Here is a 20,326-nt window from a genome sequence, read left to right as displayed (position 1 = left end):
ATGAGTACACACCCTCGAATGGCGCGACGAACATGCCGTCTGGCCGGCCACGCAGAGCTCGTACGCCATGCATGGGACGGAAGGTAAGCGTTCACCTGATCGGGAATCGAGGGCCGTAGCCTAGCGACCTGATCCTCCACCGAAAAAATGGACAGGGTTAAGCTGCTTTTAGCTCCATCTCGATCGGGCTGATAAAGCCGATGGCGGAGTGACGGCGAACTCGATTGTAGAAGCCCTCGATATAGGCAAAGAGATCCCGTGTGGCTTCTGCCCGCGTTTCATAGTGCCGGTGGTGAACGAGCTCCGTCTTGAGCGTGTGAAAGAAGCTCTCCATCGGGGCATTGTCATAGCAGTCGCCCTTGCGGCTCATCGAGGCTCTGAGGCCGGTGGCTTGCATCAGCTTGCGATAATCCGCCGAGGCATATTGAACGCCGCGATCGGAATGGTGGATCAGGCCGGCATTTGGCCGCTGCGCCGCGATTGCCATCCGCAACGCCGCCAGAGGCAGCTCGGCGCGCAAATGATCCGCCATCGCCCAGCCGACGATCTTGCGGCTGTAGAGGTCCATGACCGTGGCCAGATAGAGCCAGCCCTGATCAGTCTGGACATAGGTGATGTCGGCGAGCCAGATGCGGTTCGGCGCGGCGGCGACGAAGTTGCGCTCGAGCAAGTTCGCCGCGATCGGGAAATCGTGACGGCTGTCGGTGGTGCGCACCCGTCGCGGCCTCGCCATGATGGCTCTGATACCGTGACGACGCATCAACCGCTCGATGCGACCACGGCTCGCTCCACGGCCTTGGGCTCTCAGCTCGGCATGGATGCGCGGGCTGCCGTAGCGGCCGTTTGTGTCGCGATGAACCCGCTTGATGTCGTCGACGAGCTCACGGTTGGCAATGGCCTGCTGGCTCTCAGGGCGCGCTCGCCAGGCGTAATATCCAGCAGGCGAGACGCCAAGCACGTCGCACATGATCGTCACTGGATAGTCGGCGCGGCGATCTTCGATGAAGCGAAATCTCATTTCTGAACTCCAGCAAAGATCGCAATGGACTTTTTTAAAATATCGCGCTCCATGCGCAGCCGGTCGTTCTCGCGCTGCAGACGAGCGATCTCCGCCGCGTGGTCCGCCGACGGCAGCGTCGCCTGCGTTGCGGGGCGCCGCGCCGCCGCCGTCGGCTCCAGCCGGGCCCCTCGCTGCTCCACCCACCGCCGTAGCACGGAATCACGCAAGCCAAGTTCCTTGGCAACCGAGCCGATCGAGCGACCGCTAGACGCTACGAGATCAACCGCTTGCCGCTTGTAGTCATCGGTAAACGAGCGACGTTGACGTCCTTCCATCCGACACCTCCTGGCTCTTCGAGCCTACTACGGGTGTCCATCAATTCGGAGGAGGTTCAACCACGAAGCCGAAAATCCTGGTCCATGAAACCGTTTCAGGGAGGAAGGAAAAGAGCCTGAAACGGAGGCCGTTTACGCTCCTCAATCGAGGCAATCGAGCCCCCTACATTTGCAACGAAGGAGCGATCATGCGTGCACGTTCCATTATGACCCTCGTCGCAATTCTCCTGATCGGTGTCGCTGCAAAGGTCGCTTTCTTCGGCGCTCAGCCGGCCGAGGCAGTCCCCTCAAGAACTAGCCTCGATATCCAACAGATGCACCGAAGCATCACGAATCTGCCGGTGCAGAAGTTCCAAGACATGACCTTTGTTTTTGCCGGCGATTGAGCACGCTCTAAAAGGCCGCTCCGAGGGCGCCCCCTAGTGCCAGGGCGGCTGGGGCGATAAGGAGGGAATGTACGCCGTTGCTTGTGTTAGGAACGAGTGACCCTGCGTCCAGTTCAATGACGAGTCTTGCGCGCCCTCCTTCCGCGAGACCTATGCCGAGACTAGCTCCAGCCCGCTCTCCCTCGGGCTGGAGCGTTCGCTTTGCGTCGGCGATTCACAAATTTGAATGCGATGGGACAACTCTTTGGGATGAAGCCGCGTTTGCCGATCAGACAGCGGCAGACGCCTCGGTCCCAGCTCGTTTCAACCGCCAGGCTGAGGCCGATGGTCTACGCCGGCGCAAGCCGTTCCATCAGTACCAGCCCATCTTCAGAGACCACACCAACCAGCGACCGTGATTTAGGGCGGCGATGTTGCTGCATCACTTCGTCGCAGTCAGCTTTCTAAGCCGACCAACGATCTTGCATAGGCCCGCTCGTTAAGCCGCTCAGCGATCTCCGCCGCAAGCTCTTCCGTCTCGGCAGAGGCGAGCGGCTCGCCTCTTTGGTTCTTGAGCTTTTCCCTGTGCACTTCGATTGGAAAATCGTCTGATGTCAGTGGGGATCTTTGTTCATGGCGACCTCAGGATTTGTTGGTGCTGTAACTCATCCGATCATTGAGGGTTGCTCGCGAGTGGCGCTCGAACTCTGGAACGTCAGGCGCTGCCCTTAGGAACGATCGTTGCGAAGTTCAGTTTCTGAAAACTTCAGCAAGGAGATGACAACATGAAAATCGCAAAGATTGCCTTAGCTGCCGCGTTGGTGTTCGGATCGATTGCCGCAGCGTCGGCGCAAGGCGGAGGAGCTGGGGGCGGGGCAGGTGGTGCGGGCGGCGCGGGTGCTGGCGCAGGTGCCGGCGCAGGCGGTAGCGGAGACGGCGGAGCTGGCGGAGCCAGTGGAAGCAGTGCCGGGGGCGGGGGCGGCGGAGATTCCCCGGCAGCTACGACCGGCCAGGGTGCGTCAAGCAGTCCGAGATCGGCAAATCCCGGCGCAACGGTGAACGACCCAAAAGCAAAAGGGCGGCAATAGTGAATCGGAATGAGTGCCTCTTCTGAGCGATCGCTCTTTCCGGTCCAGCGTCGTAAGGTTTGCTGCCGCTCCGGGCTCAACATCCAGCCCTTCGCCCGGAGGGCGGCCCCGCCAACCCGCCAGTTGGCGGGGTCGCCGCTATTGGGAGCGTCCGCAGTCGAGGCGGGCTTACTTGCCGCAGCCGAAAAATACCCAAGCAACTGCGTAACGCCTCAGTTCGCGCGTGACGGAAAGCTCGCGATCTTGCGTGTGAGCTGCCAAAGCTCAACAGCGAGGCCTCCGCAAATTGCAGCGCACGCTGTTTAGCGGCTTCCTCGTTGGCGCAAATCAGCCTTATCGTTTGCACGATGCGCCCGTCCGCCCAAATAAGTAGGCCGTAAACTCTTCCATGGAAGCTTTCCGGCTTGCGCGCTGCGGCTTGACTTGGGTTCGCCTTCCTGACCTTAACGTGGCGCCCCCGCAACAGTAACGGTGTTCCTTTCTGGAACACCATTTCTCGACTCAAACCGCGCAGCGAATTCTGGAATCAATCCGATCAACCGGGCTGAAAGTGCCCATTCAATAAACAGTCAATTTTCCCGGACAGGCCGCAGGGCCGGAGCTCGCAAACTTTTTCCCGTTCGGTAAACTTGGCGAGTAGGTCCTGCGGCCATTTCCCCTTTCGCTTCGCCGGAAAAATTGAAAGGTGAAGCAGTTGAAGCCCGGCGGCGGGAGGAGGCGCGGTGCATCATAGAGGAGCACGCCACCTTCGCGATCTGCTTCTGAAGCTGCGCCGCAAGATGAATTAGGCCATTCCTTGAGGGAACGCACTTGAGGCGGTCTAAATTTTGATCTGCGATGCCGCTGAGAGACAGCGACGAGGTAGTGCCAGACGAGGAGGGCTTGGAACTTCCGGGCCTGCTCGCTGTGCACGCTGAGGCCGCTAAGTCGTTAGCCGATATCGTCCGAGAAGCAGTGCACAGCGATCCTCTTGTGAGAGGGCGGCGCGACTTGGCTATAGACGTTCGAAACGATGCCGGGCCGGTGATGCAGGTCAGATTCATCTTTGAGCTTGTGACCGTGTTGAGGCAGTAAGGAGCTTTCCTATTTCAGCCACGACCGGCCATCCGGAATGGCAGCGCTAGCTGCACGCCGATCGAGCGGCCAAGTTGGCTCTCGACGAAATCCTCCAAGCCGTCCGAGATCTCGTGACCTTCAGCAGCAATCCTGCGCTCGAGCTCGCGCGCCGCGATGTCCTCGGACGCGTCGCGCGACCAGCCCTACGACTGGATTGAACGCGACGACGCGAAGCACGATTGCACTGTCCCTCACGCGATTCTCGTTCAAAGCTCTATCTCCAGATTTTAACCTATGTGTCTGCCACCTTCTGCATAGGAACTTAGAATTGCTCCCATCAGCAGAAGGAACACGCGATGGGAAAGAACCGGAGGCGATTTAAGCACACAGATTCACTCGAAACACGGCTGACGCAGTTCGCTGAAGACATCGGGAACGCGCGGAGCGAATACCCCCGGTGATCAGCGAACCTCCTTGCTAAAGCGAGCCTATAACGCAGATCAAACCATCGAGTTGGAGCGGCAGCTTCGCGAGCATCATTAGGAACGAGGCAGAGATGACCCTCGTTTGTTAGGAAGCAGGGCTTCTTCGGTCAGTTCAACTATCCATCTTGGCGCAGTGGAAATGCCATGTCGTGTAAAGCAATCGTCTCGGTTTACGTCCGCTTGAGGAACCAGCAGGCCTTAGAAGATATGAGAGATCTTCGGCGCGAGTTGCTCCAATCCATGTCCAGCCCGGCAGCCAAGTACGTTCAGCATGATCTCCGATTGATCGAAGATGGCTTGGAACAACTGCGCCAGCTGCATATCAGCGCGTCTCGTTGCGGGCCGATCCGTCGGGCTTGCCGCGCCAGCTGAACAGCAGGACGGCGCTGTTGTGCTGGCGCAGAACGTGCGCCCGGCGCCATTACCGAACGACTTGCTCATGGCGCGGCGCTTCATGGCCGCGCCTCCAGCTTCGCGAGCTCCGACAGCCCCATCTCCCGGATAAGCATCCAGAAAGGAGACTTCCTATTGTAGGCGAGTTTTGTTGGCGGCCTGGCCTCATCTCTCACGCTCGCACTTCCCGATCTGCTCGCGCAAGGTCGCGAGATGTTCGAGCATGTCTCTCATCGCGCCCCATCGGTCAACGAGTTCAACTGAGGCAACTTTGGAACGATCAGCATATTGCCGCGTCCGTATGTAGGGGGCGCCCAGATTGGGCCTTGTTGGGGCATCTGGTCTTGGGAACAGATGCGAGCAGACACTCAGGAAATGTCAGCCGGTTCCGATGCATCCGTAAATGACTCGGAGAAAGATCATGCATCGCTCGCCATCGATGGTGCCGCAAGATGCGGACCATGACATGTACCTCGTACTTCTGGACGCCTACGGGATATGGGTGGGCCGCGCCTGGCGCGAGACGGATGATGATGAGGGTACGTATCGCGAGATGCTGATCCGCGACCTCTTGCACGAAGTTTACAGCCGCCCAGTGCGCATCGTTGCCTTCAACACCGCCGAGGGATGGTCGCGCAATATCACAACCGAGATCGCTGCTGAGCTGAAGCAGCGCAGAGACGAAGGGGAGAACATTCCTACCTCTATACAACACTTGCTACTAATGGCCGGTGGCTAACCATATTCGGCTGTTTAACGGCGTTTGCTTCAGCCTCGGCCCATTGAGCCCGGACACGTTGTTCACCGAGATGCTCCTATTCCGACCGAGACCATGGCCGTCGCGATCACCGCGGCGACCAGAAGCAGGACTTTTTGGACGTTGGGGAAAAACCTCCGCCACCGGATTTAAGATAATCGTCAACGGTTGGGGTCGCCTTGTACCTGACCAAGCAAATGACCGAGTTTTCCTATCCGGTGATCGGCCGCCATTTCGGCGGTCGTGACCACTCCACGATCATTAGCGCGGTTGCGAAGATCGAGACGCCGTAGTCATCCGAGCCAACTTTATCGGACATAGCCAAGAGGACTTGGACCAGGGGGTGTTTAATTGCCTCCAGCAAAGCTCTCCGACGAAGAGTTTTTGAGTATCATCAAGCAGCACGGGATTTTCTCCGGTTTCGCCTTCCCGCTCTCAGACTTCGTGCAATTTCTGCTTGGGCGCCGCTGTTGGAAGTAAGCGGACATCCCGGATTTAAGTGCACGCCCTGGAAGGCTCGTCCGAGTTGGCCAATTCAGGAGGACTAACACCAAAGGCACCGCTGCACGGCGGAAGCGGTGGCCGACTGCGTCGCGCGCCGTGGGGTGCTGAGAAAATTTGGAACATCCCCTCGAATGCAGGTTTGAGGCTTTCTGATTTAGGAACTTCCGCGATGGCGCTGCAGACTAGCCTCGGGAATGGACTTTTAGCGGCTTTGCCCCCAGCGGATCTCAACCTCCTTGAGCCTCACGTTCAGAAGATATCGTTCGAGTCTCACGCTGTGTTGGTGCGAACCGGTGATGAGCTCAAACAAGTCTATTTTCCTATCAGCGGGATCTTAGCGTTCTTGGTTGAGATGTCGGACGGACACATTGTGGCGTCCACTCTCATGGGCTCGGAAGGCGCGGTCGGTGCTTTCTCTGTTCTTAGTCCCTCGCACTCGCCCGTCACAGCAACTGCCTATGTGGCCGGAGCTGCGCTCCAGGTTCCGGTTTTACGATTACAACAAGCTTTTGAGCAAAGCGGCGCCATTAAGCGTGTGCTGCGCCTCCATCTCCGCACTCAATTGCTACAGCTTCAGAACGTGGCCGCCTGCAACGCTGTGCACTCGGCGGAGTGCCGTATGGCTCGATGGTTGCTCGAGATTCATGATCGTGTCGCAAACGGGGAGATTCGATTGACGCAAGAGGCGCTCGCACAACTTATCGGGGTGCGGCGAACGACCGTTACTCTAACAATGCGTAAACTTCGGGAAATCGGCTGCATCATATCGGAGCGACGGGGCGTGTTGGAGGTCCACCGAGCGCGGCTCGAGGATGTTGCTTGTGAGTGTTACGGCGTAATGCGCCAGAGGATCAAACGGATGTATGACGAGGAGCTGACAATGCGCTCGCCGAATGTTTCGCATCCGCAAAACTAAGTTGAATCAGGCAGTGTCCTAGCATTCTTCCGAAGGTGGAGTGGTAGCTTGCGGAGATCGTCACCGCTCTCGACCAGGAGGTCGAATGCGCAGAGCTGAACCTCCTCGTCATGCTGACGGCTATGCAGGGCGTTGAAATCGGGGACGCCATCCACGCCAAGCACGACGGCTTCACCGTCCAGGACAAAGCGCTTCTGGTGGATCTTGCGGGCCGCCTCAATGATCCATGGAAAGCGGGCGGTCCAATCGTAACCATTGCGCGAGAAAAGCCGGACGCGATCGCCGTCACGATCAATCCTGACGCGGTATCCGTCCATCTTCACTTCGTGGAGCCGCTCGGCGCCGTCTGGCACGGCTTTAGCTGCCGTAGGCAAGCACAATTCAAAGGAGCTGCGCATAATCGGCATCTATGCGCGGAAGGCGAAAATGCGAGTCATCAGAGCGGCAACGGGATCTGAACTCCCACGCGGCGGCCGAGCTGGGCCTCGATAAAGTCAGTCAGGGCCCCCGAAACCTCGCGGCCCTCGGATCTGATATGTCGCTCCAGCTCGCGGGCTACATCCTCCGATGCGTCGCGCGACCAGCCTTCGACCGGGTTGAACGCGACTACGCGAAGCACCCGGTCATATTGCCCGGTCAGCAGGTCGCCTATAAGGGTGGAATAGTTGATGCCTTCGTCGGTCTCGCGGAAGGCCGCGCCGTCGCGGAACTCCTCCAGGACCAGGTAAAAGTCCTTGTCGAGGCGATCGTTCGGAATGATGGACGGCGAGGCCATACGCGAGAACTCCAGTGACCGGAGTCCAAGATAGGCAACGGTCCGGCCGAAGGCGAATCGGAAGCTGCGAATTCCTAGGAACGAGAGCCCCTGCTGTCCGTTCATCGACCAAGTCTTGCGTGCAATCCTTTGGCAAGACTTGGTTCCGCGACTACGCTCCAGCTCGCCCCCCCGACGGGCTGGGCTTTTGTTTTGAGGCACGGCGAAACGGTCGTCCGGGGCCGGCGAGACTGTTGAGATAGATCATTCAGGCGGCCTTTCTTCCCAGATGATCAGGTTGTGGCAGTCTCGGCAGCGATAGACATTCACCAGGGTCCCTTTGGTTGTGTCCGGAAGCGCTAGATAAAGCCGAGGGACGCCATCGCAGAGCGGGCAATGGCTCGGCGGCTCTTGCGGTGGCAGAGGCTGTCGCGGCGCACTCACGGCGCACTCCCTTGGAAGGCGGGAGCGCGCGTCTCTCTCAGTCACCGAACGCCTCACGGGCATAGGCCGGTGATGTCAGAACAATGTTCCTGGTCCCGGTTGGTTGCTAACGAATTTAGGACAGAGTTCAACTTAGGACACTCAGGGTCAAACCGATCCGGCAGTGGGCAGGCCCACGCAATTGGAGCATCCGCAGTCGAGGCGACCTACGATCGTCCTCCCCTCACGACGCGGAAGCGGGGTCCCGCCAGTTTTTCAGGGACGACGCGAACGGGGGTGAACTCTGTATCGATCCGCCGAGCGCGTTTGCAGTTGGGGCAAACGAAAAGGTGCGCGACTATCGCTTCTTCCTCGTCTCGCACCAACTCCGAGCGAAACCATCTCATGCCGATGTGGCAATTTGGGCAGTCTGGAGCCTCGAGGCCCCCAACCGCTCTTCTTAGCCGGTCCATGTCTAGCCCCCGATTAGGAGCCTTTTTTAGCAGGGCATAAGACTGCTAACATATCAAATGTTAGCCGGCACCGGGAGGCGGCCATTCCGCCGACGCGATGGCGCGTAATTCGTCGGAGAACTAGGGGGTGAGGTCGCCCGTTGGGGAAGGCTCTTCGGAACCGGCAAAAGTGGCAATTGGACTGGGAAATTTACGGGGTCCTCGCGGGGTTTCCTTCGTCGTCTCGTGCTTGCAATTGCCGGCCGGCCCTATTGGCCATGAGGCAGCCAGACTGAGGCGTTACGCAGTTGCTCATGGGCATGGTTGGTGATGAGCCGAAGGAGTCGCGCGCGATTTTGAATTAGGACAGGAACGTTCGCGCAATTACCAAGTTGTCCCGCAGCCCTTCCCCAAGGGCACCCAGAGTGGCCCCAGCTCTATGCCCCCCGTAACCCCGCGAGCTGGGGCCCTTTTTACGGGCCAATGTCTCTGAATCCCTGGAAAAGTAATCTGACCCTGCCTCGGCGGGGCTTTTGATGATTGCCCAGTTCGGCCCCGGTACTCACGTGCGCCGGGCCCTTTTTTGCACAAGCGAATTACGACCTCCTAAAAGTTGCTGACGTGCGGAACGAATGTATACTTTTGTAGTGAGCTGACCGCCGACCAACGGAGCAGGCGCAGTGCGAGTGATCGACCACGAAGCAGTCGCAAAGCGATACCGTGATCAAGCTGAAGAGTTCCGAGCCAAGTCGGAACTGATGAGGGACGAAACCGCGCGCAACCAATACGAGAAAATCGCTGAATCGTTCGAGAGCCTGGCTGACAATGAAGAGAAGTTGGCATTCAAGAAGGAAGGCCACCCGTTAGTCCGGAAGACCCAAGAGCCCTTCCCAACTGGGGACGGCTGCCCGTAGTGCTCCGACCACCAGTGGTGCCGGTGCACAAGCGATAGAAAGGCCTCAGCTGGGGCTGGCGCGAGCTGAGGCCTTCTGTGTCAGCGTCACGTTGTCGAGGCGTGAGGCTGCTACCCGCGTCATCTCGCACGCATAGTTCCAGGAAATTAGGACACTGGGTACGTCTATTTAGGATACTGAGGGTCAAATTCGGGCATTTTTGAAAGCAAAAACGCCGCCCGCTTAAATTGAGCGCGGGCGGCGGGTTTCCAGCCCCGGGTGGGAATCAGCAATTCCCCGGTAATGATTAGTCGGCACAACTCATGCCAAGGTTCATGCAGGTTCATCGATCATCCCATAGCCAAAGGCGGCTTGCCGCTCTCGAAATCGGGTTCTGACATCGGCGCCGCGTCTGCCGCAGGCCCGGCAAATGAACCGCGACTCCGCGCATCAGCAGATCGACGATCGGCTAAACTGGATGCCGGACTTCGCCAGCTGCGATGAACTTCTCGCCGCGGCATCACCCCAAGCGACTCGCTAATTTTCGCGAATCTCGACGCCTTGAATGGCGGGCCTAGCCGGTCGGGAGAACCGTCACTACCGGCGCGAACCGTTCTGAGAACGTTGCGGCCTTTCCATCCCGTGCTGCGGAAAGGGCGGCCGAAATGAACGTGGAACATCCGATGCTTGCCAGCGCCAGGAGAGCCGCACCGAAAATCAGGCTACGCATTCCACCCTCCCTCAATGGGCGTTACCATCAAAGCATCGGATTGCATTGTTTCAGTTTCGCTTCGTCGGCCGTCTAAAATGGCTTCGTACACGCGACCGTGAGTGCGCTGAACCAGAAGCCTTCCGATTAATTGCGGGCTGGCTGGCGACCTGATTGTTCATTGATCTATCGCAAGTAACGCACGTGATCCGATTGCACCCTGCTTCCAGTGAGGCGTCGGCCAATCCGCACGACTATCGAAATGATAAAATTGAAAATGCCCGCGGCAATTGCAATTTCAGTTAGGGGGTGCCAGTGGCGCCTGTCGAAGCCGGCCCGAAGACCGGAATAAGAATTGATAGGGAAGTCAGCTCTTCGGCAAGGCGTTGCTCGATGAAGTGGCGCTCGACATCCGAGAGTGGTGTTTGGAGCAAACGGCGATATCGCGCGATGTTGTTTCGTGCGCGCGCTGGCGAGCTAATTTCTCGTCGATCATATCGCCGCAAGCGCTCGTTTTCATCGCTTCCCCCAACACGACTGAAAAGCGCGGTAAACACTCCCGAGGGGTGCTTCGCGCTCCGCCACGACACGATCGGGCCATGTGACTTGCAGCATCCAGCGCCCGCAGACACTCAGAGGGAGTGCCTCTTTCGAGCAATCGTTAGTCCGTGCAGCCGGACGTAAAATGCCGCCTCCCTTCGGGCTCAGCCGCCCTGCTTCAAAGCCCGAAGGATGAGGCGGCCCCGCCAGGCTGCGGATGCGTTGGTGGGGCCGCTGCTGGGGCCTTCAGAGCTGGATCAGCTTGCGCGCGGCGGCCTCTGGATCGGCAAAAGGCCGGCTCGGGGCGCGCCTAGTCACGCCGCGCCCTTACGATCGAGGAGGTTCGCTAGGTTGTTCCACGCCGATGCGATGCGCAGCCACTGTTCGCGCTCCAGGGGGCACGTCGCTGCCAGAGCTTTTCTCATTGCAGCGAGAGCTTCTGCTTGATGGTCGGGGGGCGAGTTCATGAGGACTATCGTTCGTCGGAATTACTAAAACCAACGTAACGAGACAGCCCGGGAAACTACCGGTCAGGAGGTGGGGCCATTGCCATTGGCGGCTTACCGCTCTCAAAATCCGGTCTGACATCAGCGGTCACGCCCGGCGGGCCCTTGTTCGCGTGTCTCGGAATGTTCCTGTTGGGGAGCGTCTTCTGTCCGTATTTGGCCCGGGGTTTTCTAAGTTCACTTTTGCAACCAAAGGCGTTCTGAAATGAGCGATAGGCTGTTGCTAGCGCTGATACTGACCGGAAGCGCCGTTACTATCACTGCCTTGGCCCTCGTCGTATTTAACCTTTGATTCGCGTCAAAAGGGTTCCAAGGCCGTCCGGGCTAGGCTCGCCCACATGGCAGCGGGGCGACCGTAATGCGGCCGTGATGATACATACCCTGGCGTGGGGGCTCGCATGAGGCCGGCTCAGTTGGCGGCCTCCGTATTTGACCCCTAGTGTCCTAAGTAGAATTCCGCAGTGTCCTAATTTGCTAGCAATCAAACGTTAATGGGTGAATTGTTCCAGCATCACCGCTCGATCCGTGGCTTGTATCGGTGACAGAGAGACCAATCGCGCTCCCGCCTAGCCAGGGAGCTGGTCATGCCCATCAACCGCCTGCTCGAAGGTAGCGATCTCACGCCAGAGCAACGTCACGTGTACGAACTGGCGTTCAACGCAGCCCTACGCAAACTCGACTTGGTGGACCGCAGCCTCGTGGCCCGCAAGATAATCGAGATCGGTTCACGCGGCGTGACCAATGCCCTGGCACTCGCTGAGATGGCCAGTAAGCAGCTCGACCCAAGGTAAGGCATCAGCTGGCGGCCCTTTCCTTGCTGGGTAAGTGAGGATCAGTCATGGTGCATACGCCAGCGTTGGCGCCTCGTCGCTCGGCGCGTTCGGCAACTTCCACGATGTTCGTCGACGCCCAGCCTAATTCGTTTTTGCGTCGCGGAAACTTTGAGCCAGATCAGCCCCGCTTGCGCTCGATCTCGCCATTGTCGCCGCTATGGCTCAGATCGTCTTCACCTGCCCGACGACGGCGTTCAAGGTCCAGCAGTGGTTGGATGACGACGGCGATGACGATTCCCTAGGTGGTCGCTACGTATCCATCGCTTGCCCGGCCTGCACCAGGGTGCACTTTATCAATCGTAAGACCGGCAAGCTGCTGGGAGAAAAATAAGGCCGCCTTCAGTTGGCGACATCTTTCGCTGACGAATTCGCGAATTGCGGCGGCTTGCCGCTCTCGAAATCAGGTCTGACATCGGCACCGCGTCTGCCGCAAGACTGGCAGATGAACCGCGACTCAATATCCGATAGGCGTACATCATCAGCCCATCGATCGGCGCTCAAGGCAATGCGGTGGCCACAGCGATAATCGGCGCAAAATACGATGATGCCGCGTACACCCATCTCGCGCATTTCGGCAAAACGTGATCTTGCGCGGTCGGCCATGGGGGTGCGAGGGCGTGTCGCGTTGGGCTGACCTGGACATGCCGCCAATGATCGCTCCGATCGCATGCTCGGGGAAGCCGCTAGGGGTTGGCCTGCGGCCGGCCGAACCCGCCAGGCATTCAACCCGGAAAAGGGGGTTGCGCCGTTGCTTGTTAAGCGAAATGAGCTGCTGCCGGTTTGATGGACAGTGGGCCCGCCGTTCTAGCACCTCATTCAAAACGCAACATAGTTGAATGCCTGCGCGGCGCGTAGATGGTGTAAGAAACAAATTGTCGGCACGCAATCACAAGACTGGCCCTTCGATTGTTCTTTAAGTGTCAGTTGCGATCCCTTGCCTTGTCATGCTTTTCAGCGTCGGCATGTGCGGCGGATCGTCGGCGGCCCTGATAACACCTAAAAGGTGCGCCTGGGCCGCTCGCCTTTTTGGGCATCTCGCCAAAGGTCGGGCGCAAGCGGCCGGGCCGACGCATTGGAGATCGATGCGGCGCAGGATTGGGCGTAAAAACCCGGACCTGAAGTAAGCCCGCGAACTGAGGCGGCCTTGCCACGTGTGGAGCGATGTTCTCCCCGGAGAACTACAGGGAGCGGGGTTTTGTTCTCCGGACGGAGAACTACGGAGAATTGCCCGCACCTAGTTTTAACCCAGGTCATCTGCGGCGTAGCTTCTGAATAGGCTCCTGGAGGTCTGCGGCGTACTGCTCAATGAGACCTCGCGCTTCCCCCGGTTTATCGACTTTCGATAGCTAAGGCCCTCTGCCTCTTGGCTGCCCCCAGCGCCGTGGAGAGGAGGACGAGCAGCCGGCTGTCGCCTCTGCGTCAGAAGCCCCCGGAGCGGACTTGGCCGCGGCCTGACCCGAAGTCCGGATTGATCCAACGGACATGCCTGCGTAATTGTCGTGTCAGCCCAAACCGGATAGCCTTAAGTCTCCCCGTAGGGGGCCGCGATGCAGCAAATTGTCGACTGGCTCGAAAAGCTCGGCATGTCCGAGTATGCCCCGCGTTTTGCTGAAAACCGGATTGATTTCTCGGTCCTTCGCGAACTGACCGATCAGGACCTGAAAGAGCTTGGCGTCGTCCTCGGCGATCGCCGCAAAATGTTGCGCGCCATAGCCGATATCGACGGCATCGAGAAGGGCGCAGCAACTGCTCCCGCAACTGCAGCGCAGCGTCGCACACCCGTAACGTCAGAGCCAATCTCGACCGCAACACCACCGCAGATCTGCACCGCGGCTGAGCACAGTGGCGAACGCCGACATGTCACGGTGATGTTCTGCGATCTCGTGGGCTCGACCAGCATTTCCGCGCAGCTAGATGCCGAGGAGTGGCGCGACCTCGTCAGCGCTTATCTCGATGCTGCCAGCGCCGCCGTGACCGAGATGGGCGGCCATGTCGCCAAGAAGTTGGGCGACGGGTTGATGGCGCTGTTCGGCTATCCTGTGGCGCAGGAGAACGACGCCGAACGAGCAGCACGGGCCGCGCTCTCAATTCAGCGGACGCTCGCCGCGCTGAGCCGCAAGGGTACTGAGACCGGTAAGCCAGCGCTTAACGCGCGTATCGGGATTGAAACCGGACAGGTTGTAGTCGATGCGGCAGGTGAGATCTATGGCGATGCTCCCAACGTTGCGGCGCGCGTACAGGCTCTGGCGGAGCCAGGTACGGTCGTTGTCACAGCGAGGGTCCAGCGTCAGATTGCCGGCTTGTTTGTCGCCGAGGAGCGCGGCAAGCACCAACTCAAAGGCCTAGCCGAGTCGGTGATGCTGTACCGGCTCGTACGGGCGAGCGGTGGCGGGCGCCGCGCGGGACAGCGCCATCTCACGCCGCTGGTGGGTCGTGACGAAGAAATCGCCATGCTGATGCGGCGCTGGGAGCGGGCAAAGCAGGGCGACGGCCAACTGGTGCTGATTGTTGGCGAGCCTGGGATCGGCAAGTCGCGCCTCATCGAAGAATTCCATGCGCGGCTGCGCGACACTCCGCATACCTGGACCGAATGGAGCTGTTCGCAGCTTTTGCAGAACACGCCGCTGCATCCGATTGCCGAATGGGGACGCCAGCGCTTTGGGAGCGCCGATGTACCAGCAGAGCGGCGGCTCTCGGACTTGGAGAACACTCTGGCGCTCATCAAGCTCGATCCGGCCGAGAACATTCCCTTGCTCGCTCCGCTTCTCGACATCCCAGTTCCCCCGGAACGCACGCCAGTTTTGGCGCCCGAGGAATTGCGGCGCCGGCAATTGGCGGCGATCACCAGTTGGCTAATGGCTGGCGCCCGGGCGCAGCCAATCGTGCTGACCTTAGAAGACCTACATTGGGCAGATCCGACAACGCTCGATGTATTCCGTGGCATCGCTGAACGCGGCGCGATGGCGCCGTTGTTCGTTCTACTGACTGCCCGGCCGGAGTTTCGGCCACCCTGGGGCGCTCGTTCTCATCACGGCGTGATTTCGCTGGTGCCGCTCGATCGCCAGCAAGTGCGGCACATGGTGGGAGAGCTTGCCACCCGTCATGCGCTGGCGAAGGAGGTGATCGAAGGCCTGACCGAGCGAACCGGCGGCGTACCGCTCTTCGTAGAAGAAGTGACCCGGCTTCTTCTGGAGCGCGGCGAGCAAGGCGGCATTCAGGCAATCCCGCCGACGCTGCAGCAATCATTGACCGCGCGGCTGGACCGGCTCGGACCGGCGCGTGAGGTGGCACAGGTCGCTGCCGTAATCGGGCGCGGCTTCTCCTATCAGCTCGTCCGCGCCGTCGCCAAAATGGATGACGAAGCTTTGCAGACGGCGCTGGAACGGTTGGCTGAGGCCGACATCCTCTTGGTGCAAGGTCTTCCGCCGGAATCTGAATACCGCTTCAAGCATGCGCTCATTCAGGATGCGGCCTATGAGAACTTGCTCAAGAGCCGTCGCCAGGCCTTGCATCGCCGCACTGGTGAGATTTTGCGCGATCAGTTCGCCGCCACCGCGGCAACCGAGCCGGAGTTGCTAGCGCATCACTTTACGCAGGCAGGGTTGACCGAAGCTGCTATTGAATGGTGGGGCAATGCCGGACAAAGATCGCTGGCGCAATCTGCACTTCTTGAAGGCACAGAGCAGGTCAGGAGGGCGCTTGACCAGATTGCGACTTTGCCGGAGACACCGACTTTGCGTCGCGAAGAGATCAAGCTTCAAGTCGCCTTCGGGAATGCACTTTCGCTCACGGGCGACTTTGTAGGTGGAAAAGAGAGTTACGACCGCGCGCTCGCAATTTACACTCCTGCCGAGCACGGCTCGCTTACGACGACGCGCTCTGGCCGGGATGTCGGGGTGGCTCTGCTATTGGTTCGTTCGCACAATATCTCGGTACTCGGTTATCGCACGACTTCGCGGAATGACGGCGAGCGCGCGCTCAGCGAGGCGCGCAAGATTGGCCACGCCGCCACATTGATGTATGCGCTGTGGCTTACATCGTGGCTACATTTGTACTCGGGGGCTTATACTGAAGCACTGCTGCTCCTTGATGAACTTGCCGCTCTGGCGAATGAAAAAGACGCTACCTCGTTCTGGAAGGCGACCGAAATCGCCGTTCGAGGCATGCTTTGTGCAGTAACCGGAAAAGCCTCAGATGCAGTTCGGGCGATCACCTCCGGGATCACCTCACTTCGGTCAATTGGAGCAACTCTCTATGAACCTATGTATCTGTGGCATTTGGCAATTGCGTACGCCGAACTTGGCCAGTCCGACAATGCGCTGCGTTGCATCGACGAAGCGATGGACAAAGTAGAGAGGTCGAAGGAGAAATGGTGCGAGGCCGAGCTGCACCGCGTTGCTGGGGAAATCGTACTCAAGTCGCTCGCGCCGGATACGGAAAAAGCAGAACGGTATTTTGGTCGCGCACTCGCGGTTGCGCGTCAGCAGCAAGCAACGTCTTGGGAGCTGCGCGCGGCGATGAGCATGGCGCGGCTCTGGCGCGATCAAGGGAAGCCGCATCAAGCTCACGAACTACTGGCCTCGGTCTACGGCTGGTTCACCGAAGGCTTCGACATGCTCGATCTGAAAGAGGCAAAGGCGTTGCTCGACGAATTGGAAAAATGAGCGCGGCGTGGTCGCAATACGTCCCGAACGCACGGATGGTCAATACTGCGAGTAATTGTTTTGGCACCGCCTGCGGCCGTACTTGGGGCGCTGCTCGACGGGGCCAAATTCGCAAGATACTGAAAATAGGAGAAATTTTCCGCGCAGGTTTGGAAGGCGGGAGGTTAGGATTGAGATATAGTTCACTGATTTGGATGCTTCCTCGATGCTATAATGAAGATGATCGAAATATAATAGCGTCTACTCATCATCGAATGTACGGGAGGGTACCATGGCCGATGCTAGTAGCATTGTTAATAACGGCGTGAACGTCGCCGCTTTAGTTGCCGCCCGCGACGAGCTTACAAAAGCTCCAGCTGCGGCCCAGTTTAAATGGCGCGCCGCTTGCGAGTGGAAGGACGGCACTCATAGTCACTCTACGGTCGAAGGGTTTTACGGCCTCGGGCAGGAACAACATCACAAGAGAACTTTCACCTTTGATGCTGACCACCCGGAACTTTTTGCCTCTGAGGACAAAGGTGCCACGCCTGTCGAGTACGTGTTAGTCGGGTTAGCAAGTTGTCTGACTGCCGGCATTGCCGCAGTTGCTCAATACCGCAACATTCAGCTGCGCTCGGTCACCGCGACGCTAGAAGGGGACATGGACCTCCAAGGCATTCTCGGCATAGACGACGACGTGCGAAATGGCTTCGGCGGCATAAAGGTGACCTACAAGATCGACGCCGATGCAAAACGCGAAGACATCGAGGCTCTCGTCGCGCAGTCGCAGAAGCGGTCGGCAGTCTATGACATCGTGACCAACCCGACGAATGTCACTGTCGTAGTGGATTGAACCGCCTGAGACCCATTACCGCGTCAGATTGAGAACGATCACCATTCGCACTGTCACCACAGTCGTTATCGGTGCTGGACACGCAGGGCTGGCAATGAGCCGCTGCCTCTGCGACCGCTCCATTGATCATGTGATCTTGGAGCGGGGTGAAGTCGCTCATACGTGGCGTACTGAACGCTGGGACTCGCTGCGACTATTGACGCCTAATTGGCAGAGCCGACTGCCGGGGTTTAGCTACGATGGTGACGATCCGGATGGCTACAGAACCGTAGCCGAAGTAATCGAATTCATCGCGAGTTACGCAAAGGCGGTCTCGGCCCCGGTACTAATCCACACAACAGTCACATCGGTGCGCAGCACGGAGACGGGATACCTTGTGCGCACTGATCAAGGCGATTGGCTATGCCGGGCGGTCGTGGTCGCTTCCGGGGCATGCAACCTCGCTAACGTTCCCAGCTTTGCCGACAGGGTGCCGCGGTCAGTCATGCAATTGACTGCCCAGGATTACCGAAATCCCAGTCAACTCGCCGACGGTGGCGTCTTGGTTGTCGGTGCATCTTCGAGCGGTACTCAGATCGCGAATGAGATACACCGCTCGGGCCGCCCGGTTATCTTGTCGGTAGGCGAGCACATTCGAGCGCCGCGCGTTTACCGTGGCAAAGACTTGGAATGGTGGATGGATGCCGCCGGTGTGCTCGACGAGCGATACGATGAGGTCGACGATATTGCGAGAGCACGACGGGTTGCTTCACTGCAACTTGCAGGAACGCCCGATCGATCTACTCTCGACATCAACGCCCTCACTGGAATAGGCGTGAAGCTTGTTGGCCGCATTGGCGGTATCACCGAAAATGGTAAGGCGCAATTTTCTGGATCATTGCGCAACATGTGCGCGCTTTCCGATCTCAAGATGGGAAGATTGTTAGATCGTCTCGACGAATGGGCGCAAAGAAACGGCTTCGACGCGAGATCGAACCCGCCACATCGCCTGCCGCCAACCCGTGTGGAACCGGCGCCTCGACTCGGAATGGATCTGGCCTCTGGTGAGATCAAAGCAATTATTTGGGCCACGGGCTACCGACCAGATTACTCCTGGCTTGAAGTGCCTGTTCTCGATCGCAAGGGCAGGCTCCAACACGACGGAGGGGTCGTTTCATCGCCCGGGATGTATCTTATGGGGGCTCAGTTCATGCGCCGTCGAAAATCCGCCTTGATCGATGGTGCTGGTGACGACGCCCGCGATCTAAGCGCCCATTTAGCGTCTTATCTCGATAGCTGCGTCGCGCTGACAAGAGCTTAATGCTCACGATTACCCAAAATGGGCAAGACTGAGCCAGATCACGAGCAGCGGAGCCAGATCACGAGCAGCGGAGTTCCGCTTATGCTTGCGAGGTTGAGCGCTAAGACGGTCTTCAGCGAATAACTCCTTCTATCGCCGTCAAGCGTACTGGCGTTTTCACACAGCCGACACCCTCAACGGACATTTCCGGCGCGTGTAATCCAAGTACCCAAACAATGTGGGGTGTTCGAATTCCCAAGCAACCATAGCCAGAAAGGCGCATAGTTGAAACATCATCGGCAACGGCTCTGCCGGTACGCGCCGGTGACTGAGAGACCCATTGCGCTCCCGCACGGCGGATTGGCCGCTCGGGAACCGATTTCAGTTGCTGACCTGCTTGCTCAACCCTTCGCGCGCGATGTATTTCCAATCTCAGTTGCGCTTGCCGAAACCAGAAACGGCCTCACAGCATTGAGATGATTAGAGTGTGGTCATTCACCACCAAAAAGAAAATCGTGTACCACAATCGCCTGTTCTACCAGATACAAGCCACGGCGCAGCGATTTCCAAGCAATCCGATGTGCGCCAGTTCCTGCCAATCTTCGCATAAGCGCGTCGTCGGCCAGCATTTCGTGCGCAATGTGGTTGCGAGACCCCTTCAATTCCTCCATTAAGTGGATGAAGTCTTGTCGTAACCCGCGCTCGCCCAACTCTTTTACCACGCGCCCGAGGGTCCAGCGTTTGATCCTTTCTTCGTCACAGCAAGTTGAGCTTTGCCCATGAACATGGCGAAGCTTTCCAGAAAGCTAAGTCTTTCGATTTTACGAAGTCGTCGGGCAACAATCGCATGGACTTGCTTTCCGCTGAGTGATCGGCGCATCGTCTTTAGGGGCTTGTCTGTCGACGTTCTAAATTCCTTGCTGTCACCCATCCTGCGGACCTATAGCCCATGTGTCATCTCAAGAAGGCAAACCATTTGAACGCCACCGCGCTCCATCGTGCGAAGTTGAGCAACGACAGTTCGGCGCGCCAATCGTTCCGCCCCTTGCTTCCGTAGAGGTAGAGGCGTGGTTGGTAGTAAGCACCCTCCTCATCAGGGTTGTTGGCACCATCAGGAACCTCGACGTCAAACCGGATGTCGGTTGCGTGAATGATCTTGTTGCAGGCCTCGCGCAAGGTGAGCACCTCGACCTTGCTCTTATCGGCTGCCCAGTCTGGAAATAGCCTTCCGCAATTCGGCCCCGTATCGTCTGGTGTTCCGTGCGACTGATCAAGCTGGATTCGCACGCCCGTCGCACAAGAGATCAAGATGCGAGTGACTTCGGACCTGAAGTAGGCCTCCTGCATCGCCGCAATGGCGGGGCAAGTGAGGCCAAGCCGTGCTACATCGCAAGACGCCGAAACCATGCAAACGAGCCGGTAGAGATCGAGCAGAAACGTGCCCGGATCGCTCGCGTGAGGCTGCTTCGCTCCAGTGAAGTACGGGTCTTCTTCCGCCATCAGCCCGACGGTTGTGATGGTGCGATGATAGATGATTCGTTC

Annotated in this window: 17 protein-coding genes and 1 pseudogene; 11 read left to right on the top strand and 7 right to left on the bottom strand. The window is 58.6% G+C overall.

The genetic code is table 11. The annotated features are described in order from the left end of the window. Positions 1–157: 157 nt before the first annotated feature. Positions 158–1,335 (bottom strand): IS3 family transposase gene (locus ACNJYB_RS27480; protein ID WP_439368046.1). Its coding sequence is split into 2 segments (ribosomal slippage): positions 158–1,038 and positions 1,038–1,335, totalling 1,179 coding nucleotides; the frame shifts between segments, so codons are not numbered across the junction. Positions 1,336–1,523: 188 nt separating this feature from the next. Here ACNJYB_RS27480 and ACNJYB_RS27475 point away from each other — a divergent pair. Together ACNJYB_RS27475 and ACNJYB_RS27470 are read left to right on the top strand one after the other, a co-directional pair. After that, a complete protein-coding gene (locus tag ACNJYB_RS27475) occupies positions 1,524–1,721 on the top strand; it encodes a hypothetical protein (protein WP_439369644.1) in 198 nt (65 codons plus the stop codon). A gap of 1,904 nt (positions 1,722–3,625) precedes the next feature. Next, complete coding sequence (locus ACNJYB_RS27470; protein WP_439369643.1) at positions 3,626–3,862, top strand: DUF6894 family protein; 237 nt, start codon at positions 3,626–3,628, stop codon at positions 3,860–3,862. A 665-nt stretch (positions 3,863–4,527) separates the two neighbouring features. Here ACNJYB_RS27470 and ACNJYB_RS27465 read toward each other — a convergent pair. Then, complete coding sequence (locus ACNJYB_RS27465; RefSeq protein WP_439369642.1) at positions 4,528–4,785, bottom strand: hypothetical protein; 258 nt, start codon at positions 4,783–4,785, stop codon at positions 4,528–4,530. A 358-nt stretch (positions 4,786–5,143) separates the two neighbouring features. Here ACNJYB_RS27465 and ACNJYB_RS27460 point away from each other — a divergent pair, with 358 nt between their 5' ends. From ACNJYB_RS27460 to ACNJYB_RS27450, 3 genes and pseudogenes are all read left to right on the top strand, one after another. Beyond that, positions 5,144–5,461 carry a hypothetical protein gene (locus ACNJYB_RS27460; RefSeq protein ID WP_439369641.1) on the top strand — a complete coding sequence of 106 codons (318 nt, stop codon included), beginning with the start codon at positions 5,144–5,146 and terminating at the stop codon, positions 5,459–5,461. A 191-nt stretch (positions 5,462–5,652) separates the two neighbouring features. Then, positions 5,653–5,763 (top strand): annotated as a pseudogene (locus ACNJYB_RS27455) (helix-turn-helix domain-containing protein); the annotation flags it as partial. Positions 5,764–6,152: 389 nt separating this feature from the next. Next, a complete protein-coding gene (locus ACNJYB_RS27450) occupies positions 6,153–6,899 on the top strand; it encodes a Crp/Fnr family transcriptional regulator (protein ID WP_439369639.1) in 747 nt (248 codons plus the stop codon). On the opposite strand, the gene ACNJYB_RS27445 is transcribed toward ACNJYB_RS27450, so the two are convergent. Both ACNJYB_RS27445 and ACNJYB_RS27440 read right to left on the bottom strand, forming a co-directional pair. Then, positions 6,896–7,216: an ATP-dependent DNA ligase gene (locus ACNJYB_RS27445; RefSeq protein WP_439375659.1), complete on the bottom strand. Its 321-nt coding sequence runs from the start codon at positions 7,214–7,216 to the stop codon at positions 6,896–6,898. The two genes, ACNJYB_RS27450 and ACNJYB_RS27445, sit on opposite strands and share 4 nt — an antisense overlap. A 119-nt stretch (positions 7,217–7,335) precedes the next feature. Continuing rightward, on the bottom strand, positions 7,336–7,779 hold the full coding sequence (locus ACNJYB_RS27440) for a hypothetical protein (protein WP_439369638.1): 444 nt from the start codon (positions 7,777–7,779) through the stop codon (positions 7,336–7,338). Positions 7,780–9,214: 1,435 nt separating this feature from the next. Here ACNJYB_RS27440 and ACNJYB_RS27435 point away from each other — a divergent pair. From ACNJYB_RS27435 to ACNJYB_RS27425, 3 genes are all read left to right on the top strand, one after another. Then, entirely contained in the window at positions 9,215–9,442 is a 228-nt protein-coding gene (locus tag ACNJYB_RS27435) for a hypothetical protein (protein WP_439369637.1), read from the top strand. A 2,318-nt stretch (positions 9,443–11,760) separates the two neighbouring features. Beyond that, a complete protein-coding gene (locus ACNJYB_RS27430; RefSeq protein WP_439369636.1) occupies positions 11,761–11,967 on the top strand; it encodes a hypothetical protein in 207 nt (68 codons plus the stop codon). A 199-nt stretch (positions 11,968–12,166) separates the two neighbouring features. Beyond that, positions 12,167–12,340: a hypothetical protein gene (locus tag ACNJYB_RS27425; protein ID WP_439369635.1), complete on the top strand. Its 174-nt coding sequence runs from the start codon at positions 12,167–12,169 to the stop codon at positions 12,338–12,340. 8 nt (positions 12,341–12,348) lie between these two features. Here ACNJYB_RS27425 and ACNJYB_RS27420 read toward each other — a convergent pair whose 3' ends face one another. After that, complete coding sequence (locus ACNJYB_RS27420; RefSeq protein WP_439369633.1) at positions 12,349–12,612, bottom strand: hypothetical protein; 264 nt, start codon at positions 12,610–12,612, stop codon at positions 12,349–12,351. A gap of 944 nt (positions 12,613–13,556) precedes the next feature. Between ACNJYB_RS27420 and ACNJYB_RS27415 the strand changes: the two genes are divergently transcribed. The 3 genes from ACNJYB_RS27415 (at position 13,557) to ACNJYB_RS27405 (ending at position 18,805) form a co-directional block, all read left to right on the top strand. After that, positions 13,557–16,673 carry an AAA family ATPase gene (locus ACNJYB_RS27415; RefSeq protein ID WP_439369632.1) on the top strand — a complete coding sequence of 1,039 codons (3,117 nt, stop codon included), beginning with the start codon at positions 13,557–13,559 and terminating at the stop codon, positions 16,671–16,673. 271 nt (positions 16,674–16,944) lie between these two features. Next, complete coding sequence (locus tag ACNJYB_RS27410) at positions 16,945–17,505, top strand: OsmC family protein (RefSeq protein WP_439369631.1); 561 nt, start codon at positions 16,945–16,947, stop codon at positions 17,503–17,505. 94 nt (positions 17,506–17,599) lie between these two features. Beyond that, positions 17,600–18,805 carry an NAD(P)-binding domain-containing protein gene (locus ACNJYB_RS27405; protein ID WP_439369630.1) on the top strand — a complete coding sequence of 402 codons (1,206 nt, stop codon included), beginning with the start codon at positions 17,600–17,602 and terminating at the stop codon, positions 18,803–18,805. Between the two features lie 470 nt (positions 18,806–19,275). Here ACNJYB_RS27405 and ACNJYB_RS27400 read toward each other — a convergent pair whose 3' ends face one another. Both ACNJYB_RS27400 and ACNJYB_RS27395 read right to left on the bottom strand, forming a co-directional pair. Next, positions 19,276–19,506 carry a hypothetical protein gene (locus ACNJYB_RS27400; protein WP_439369629.1) on the bottom strand — a complete coding sequence of 77 codons (231 nt, stop codon included), beginning with the start codon at positions 19,504–19,506 and terminating at the stop codon, positions 19,276–19,278. Between the two features lie 232 nt (positions 19,507–19,738). Continuing rightward, positions 19,739–20,284 (bottom strand): hypothetical protein, encoded by a 546-nt coding sequence (locus tag ACNJYB_RS27395; protein ID WP_439369627.1) that lies wholly within the window; start codon positions 20,282–20,284, stop codon positions 19,739–19,741. Positions 20,285–20,326 lie beyond the last annotated feature (42 nt).

It is taken from the genome of Bradyrhizobium sp. SMVTL-02 (assembly GCF_051853005.1).
GTDB lineage: Bacteria > Pseudomonadota > Alphaproteobacteria > Rhizobiales > Xanthobacteraceae > Bradyrhizobium.
This window is presented reverse-complemented; position numbering and strand designations above follow the sequence as displayed.

Excerpts from the sequence above, each read along its gene's own strand:
- ACNJYB_RS27475 (WP_439369644.1), top strand. The coding sequence starts at position 1,524 with ATGCGTGCACGTTCCATTATGACCCTCGTCGCAATTCTCCTGATCGGT.
- ACNJYB_RS27470 (WP_439369643.1), top strand. The coding sequence starts at position 3,626 with ATGCCGCTGAGAGACAGCGACGAGGTAGTGCCAGACGAGGAGGGCTTG.
- ACNJYB_RS27465 (WP_439369642.1), bottom strand. The coding sequence starts at position 4,785 with ATGAAGCGCCGCGCCATGAGCAAGTCGTTCGGTAATGGCGCCGGGCGC.
- ACNJYB_RS27460 (WP_439369641.1), top strand. The coding sequence starts at position 5,144 with ATGCATCGCTCGCCATCGATGGTGCCGCAAGATGCGGACCATGACATG.
- ACNJYB_RS27450 (WP_439369639.1), top strand. The coding sequence starts at position 6,153 with ATGGCGCTGCAGACTAGCCTCGGGAATGGACTTTTAGCGGCTTTGCCC.
- ACNJYB_RS27445 (WP_439375659.1), bottom strand. The coding sequence starts at position 7,216 with ATGGACGGATACCGCGTCAGGATTGATCGTGACGGCGATCGCGTCCGG.
- ACNJYB_RS27440 (WP_439369638.1), bottom strand. The coding sequence starts at position 7,779 with ATGAACGGACAGCAGGGGCTCTCGTTCCTAGGAATTCGCAGCTTCCGA.
- ACNJYB_RS27430 (WP_439369636.1), top strand. The coding sequence starts at position 11,761 with ATGCCCATCAACCGCCTGCTCGAAGGTAGCGATCTCACGCCAGAGCAA.
- ACNJYB_RS27425 (WP_439369635.1), top strand. The coding sequence starts at position 12,167 with ATGGCTCAGATCGTCTTCACCTGCCCGACGACGGCGTTCAAGGTCCAG.
- ACNJYB_RS27420 (WP_439369633.1), bottom strand. The coding sequence starts at position 12,612 with ATGGCCGACCGCGCAAGATCACGTTTTGCCGAAATGCGCGAGATGGGT.
- ACNJYB_RS27415 (WP_439369632.1), top strand. The coding sequence starts at position 13,557 with ATGCAGCAAATTGTCGACTGGCTCGAAAAGCTCGGCATGTCCGAGTAT.
- ACNJYB_RS27410 (WP_439369631.1), top strand. The coding sequence starts at position 16,945 with ATGGCCGATGCTAGTAGCATTGTTAATAACGGCGTGAACGTCGCCGCT.
- ACNJYB_RS27405 (WP_439369630.1), top strand. The coding sequence starts at position 17,600 with ATGAGCCGCTGCCTCTGCGACCGCTCCATTGATCATGTGATCTTGGAG.
- ACNJYB_RS27395 (WP_439369627.1), bottom strand. The coding sequence starts at position 20,284 with ATGGCGGAAGAAGACCCGTACTTCACTGGAGCGAAGCAGCCTCACGCG.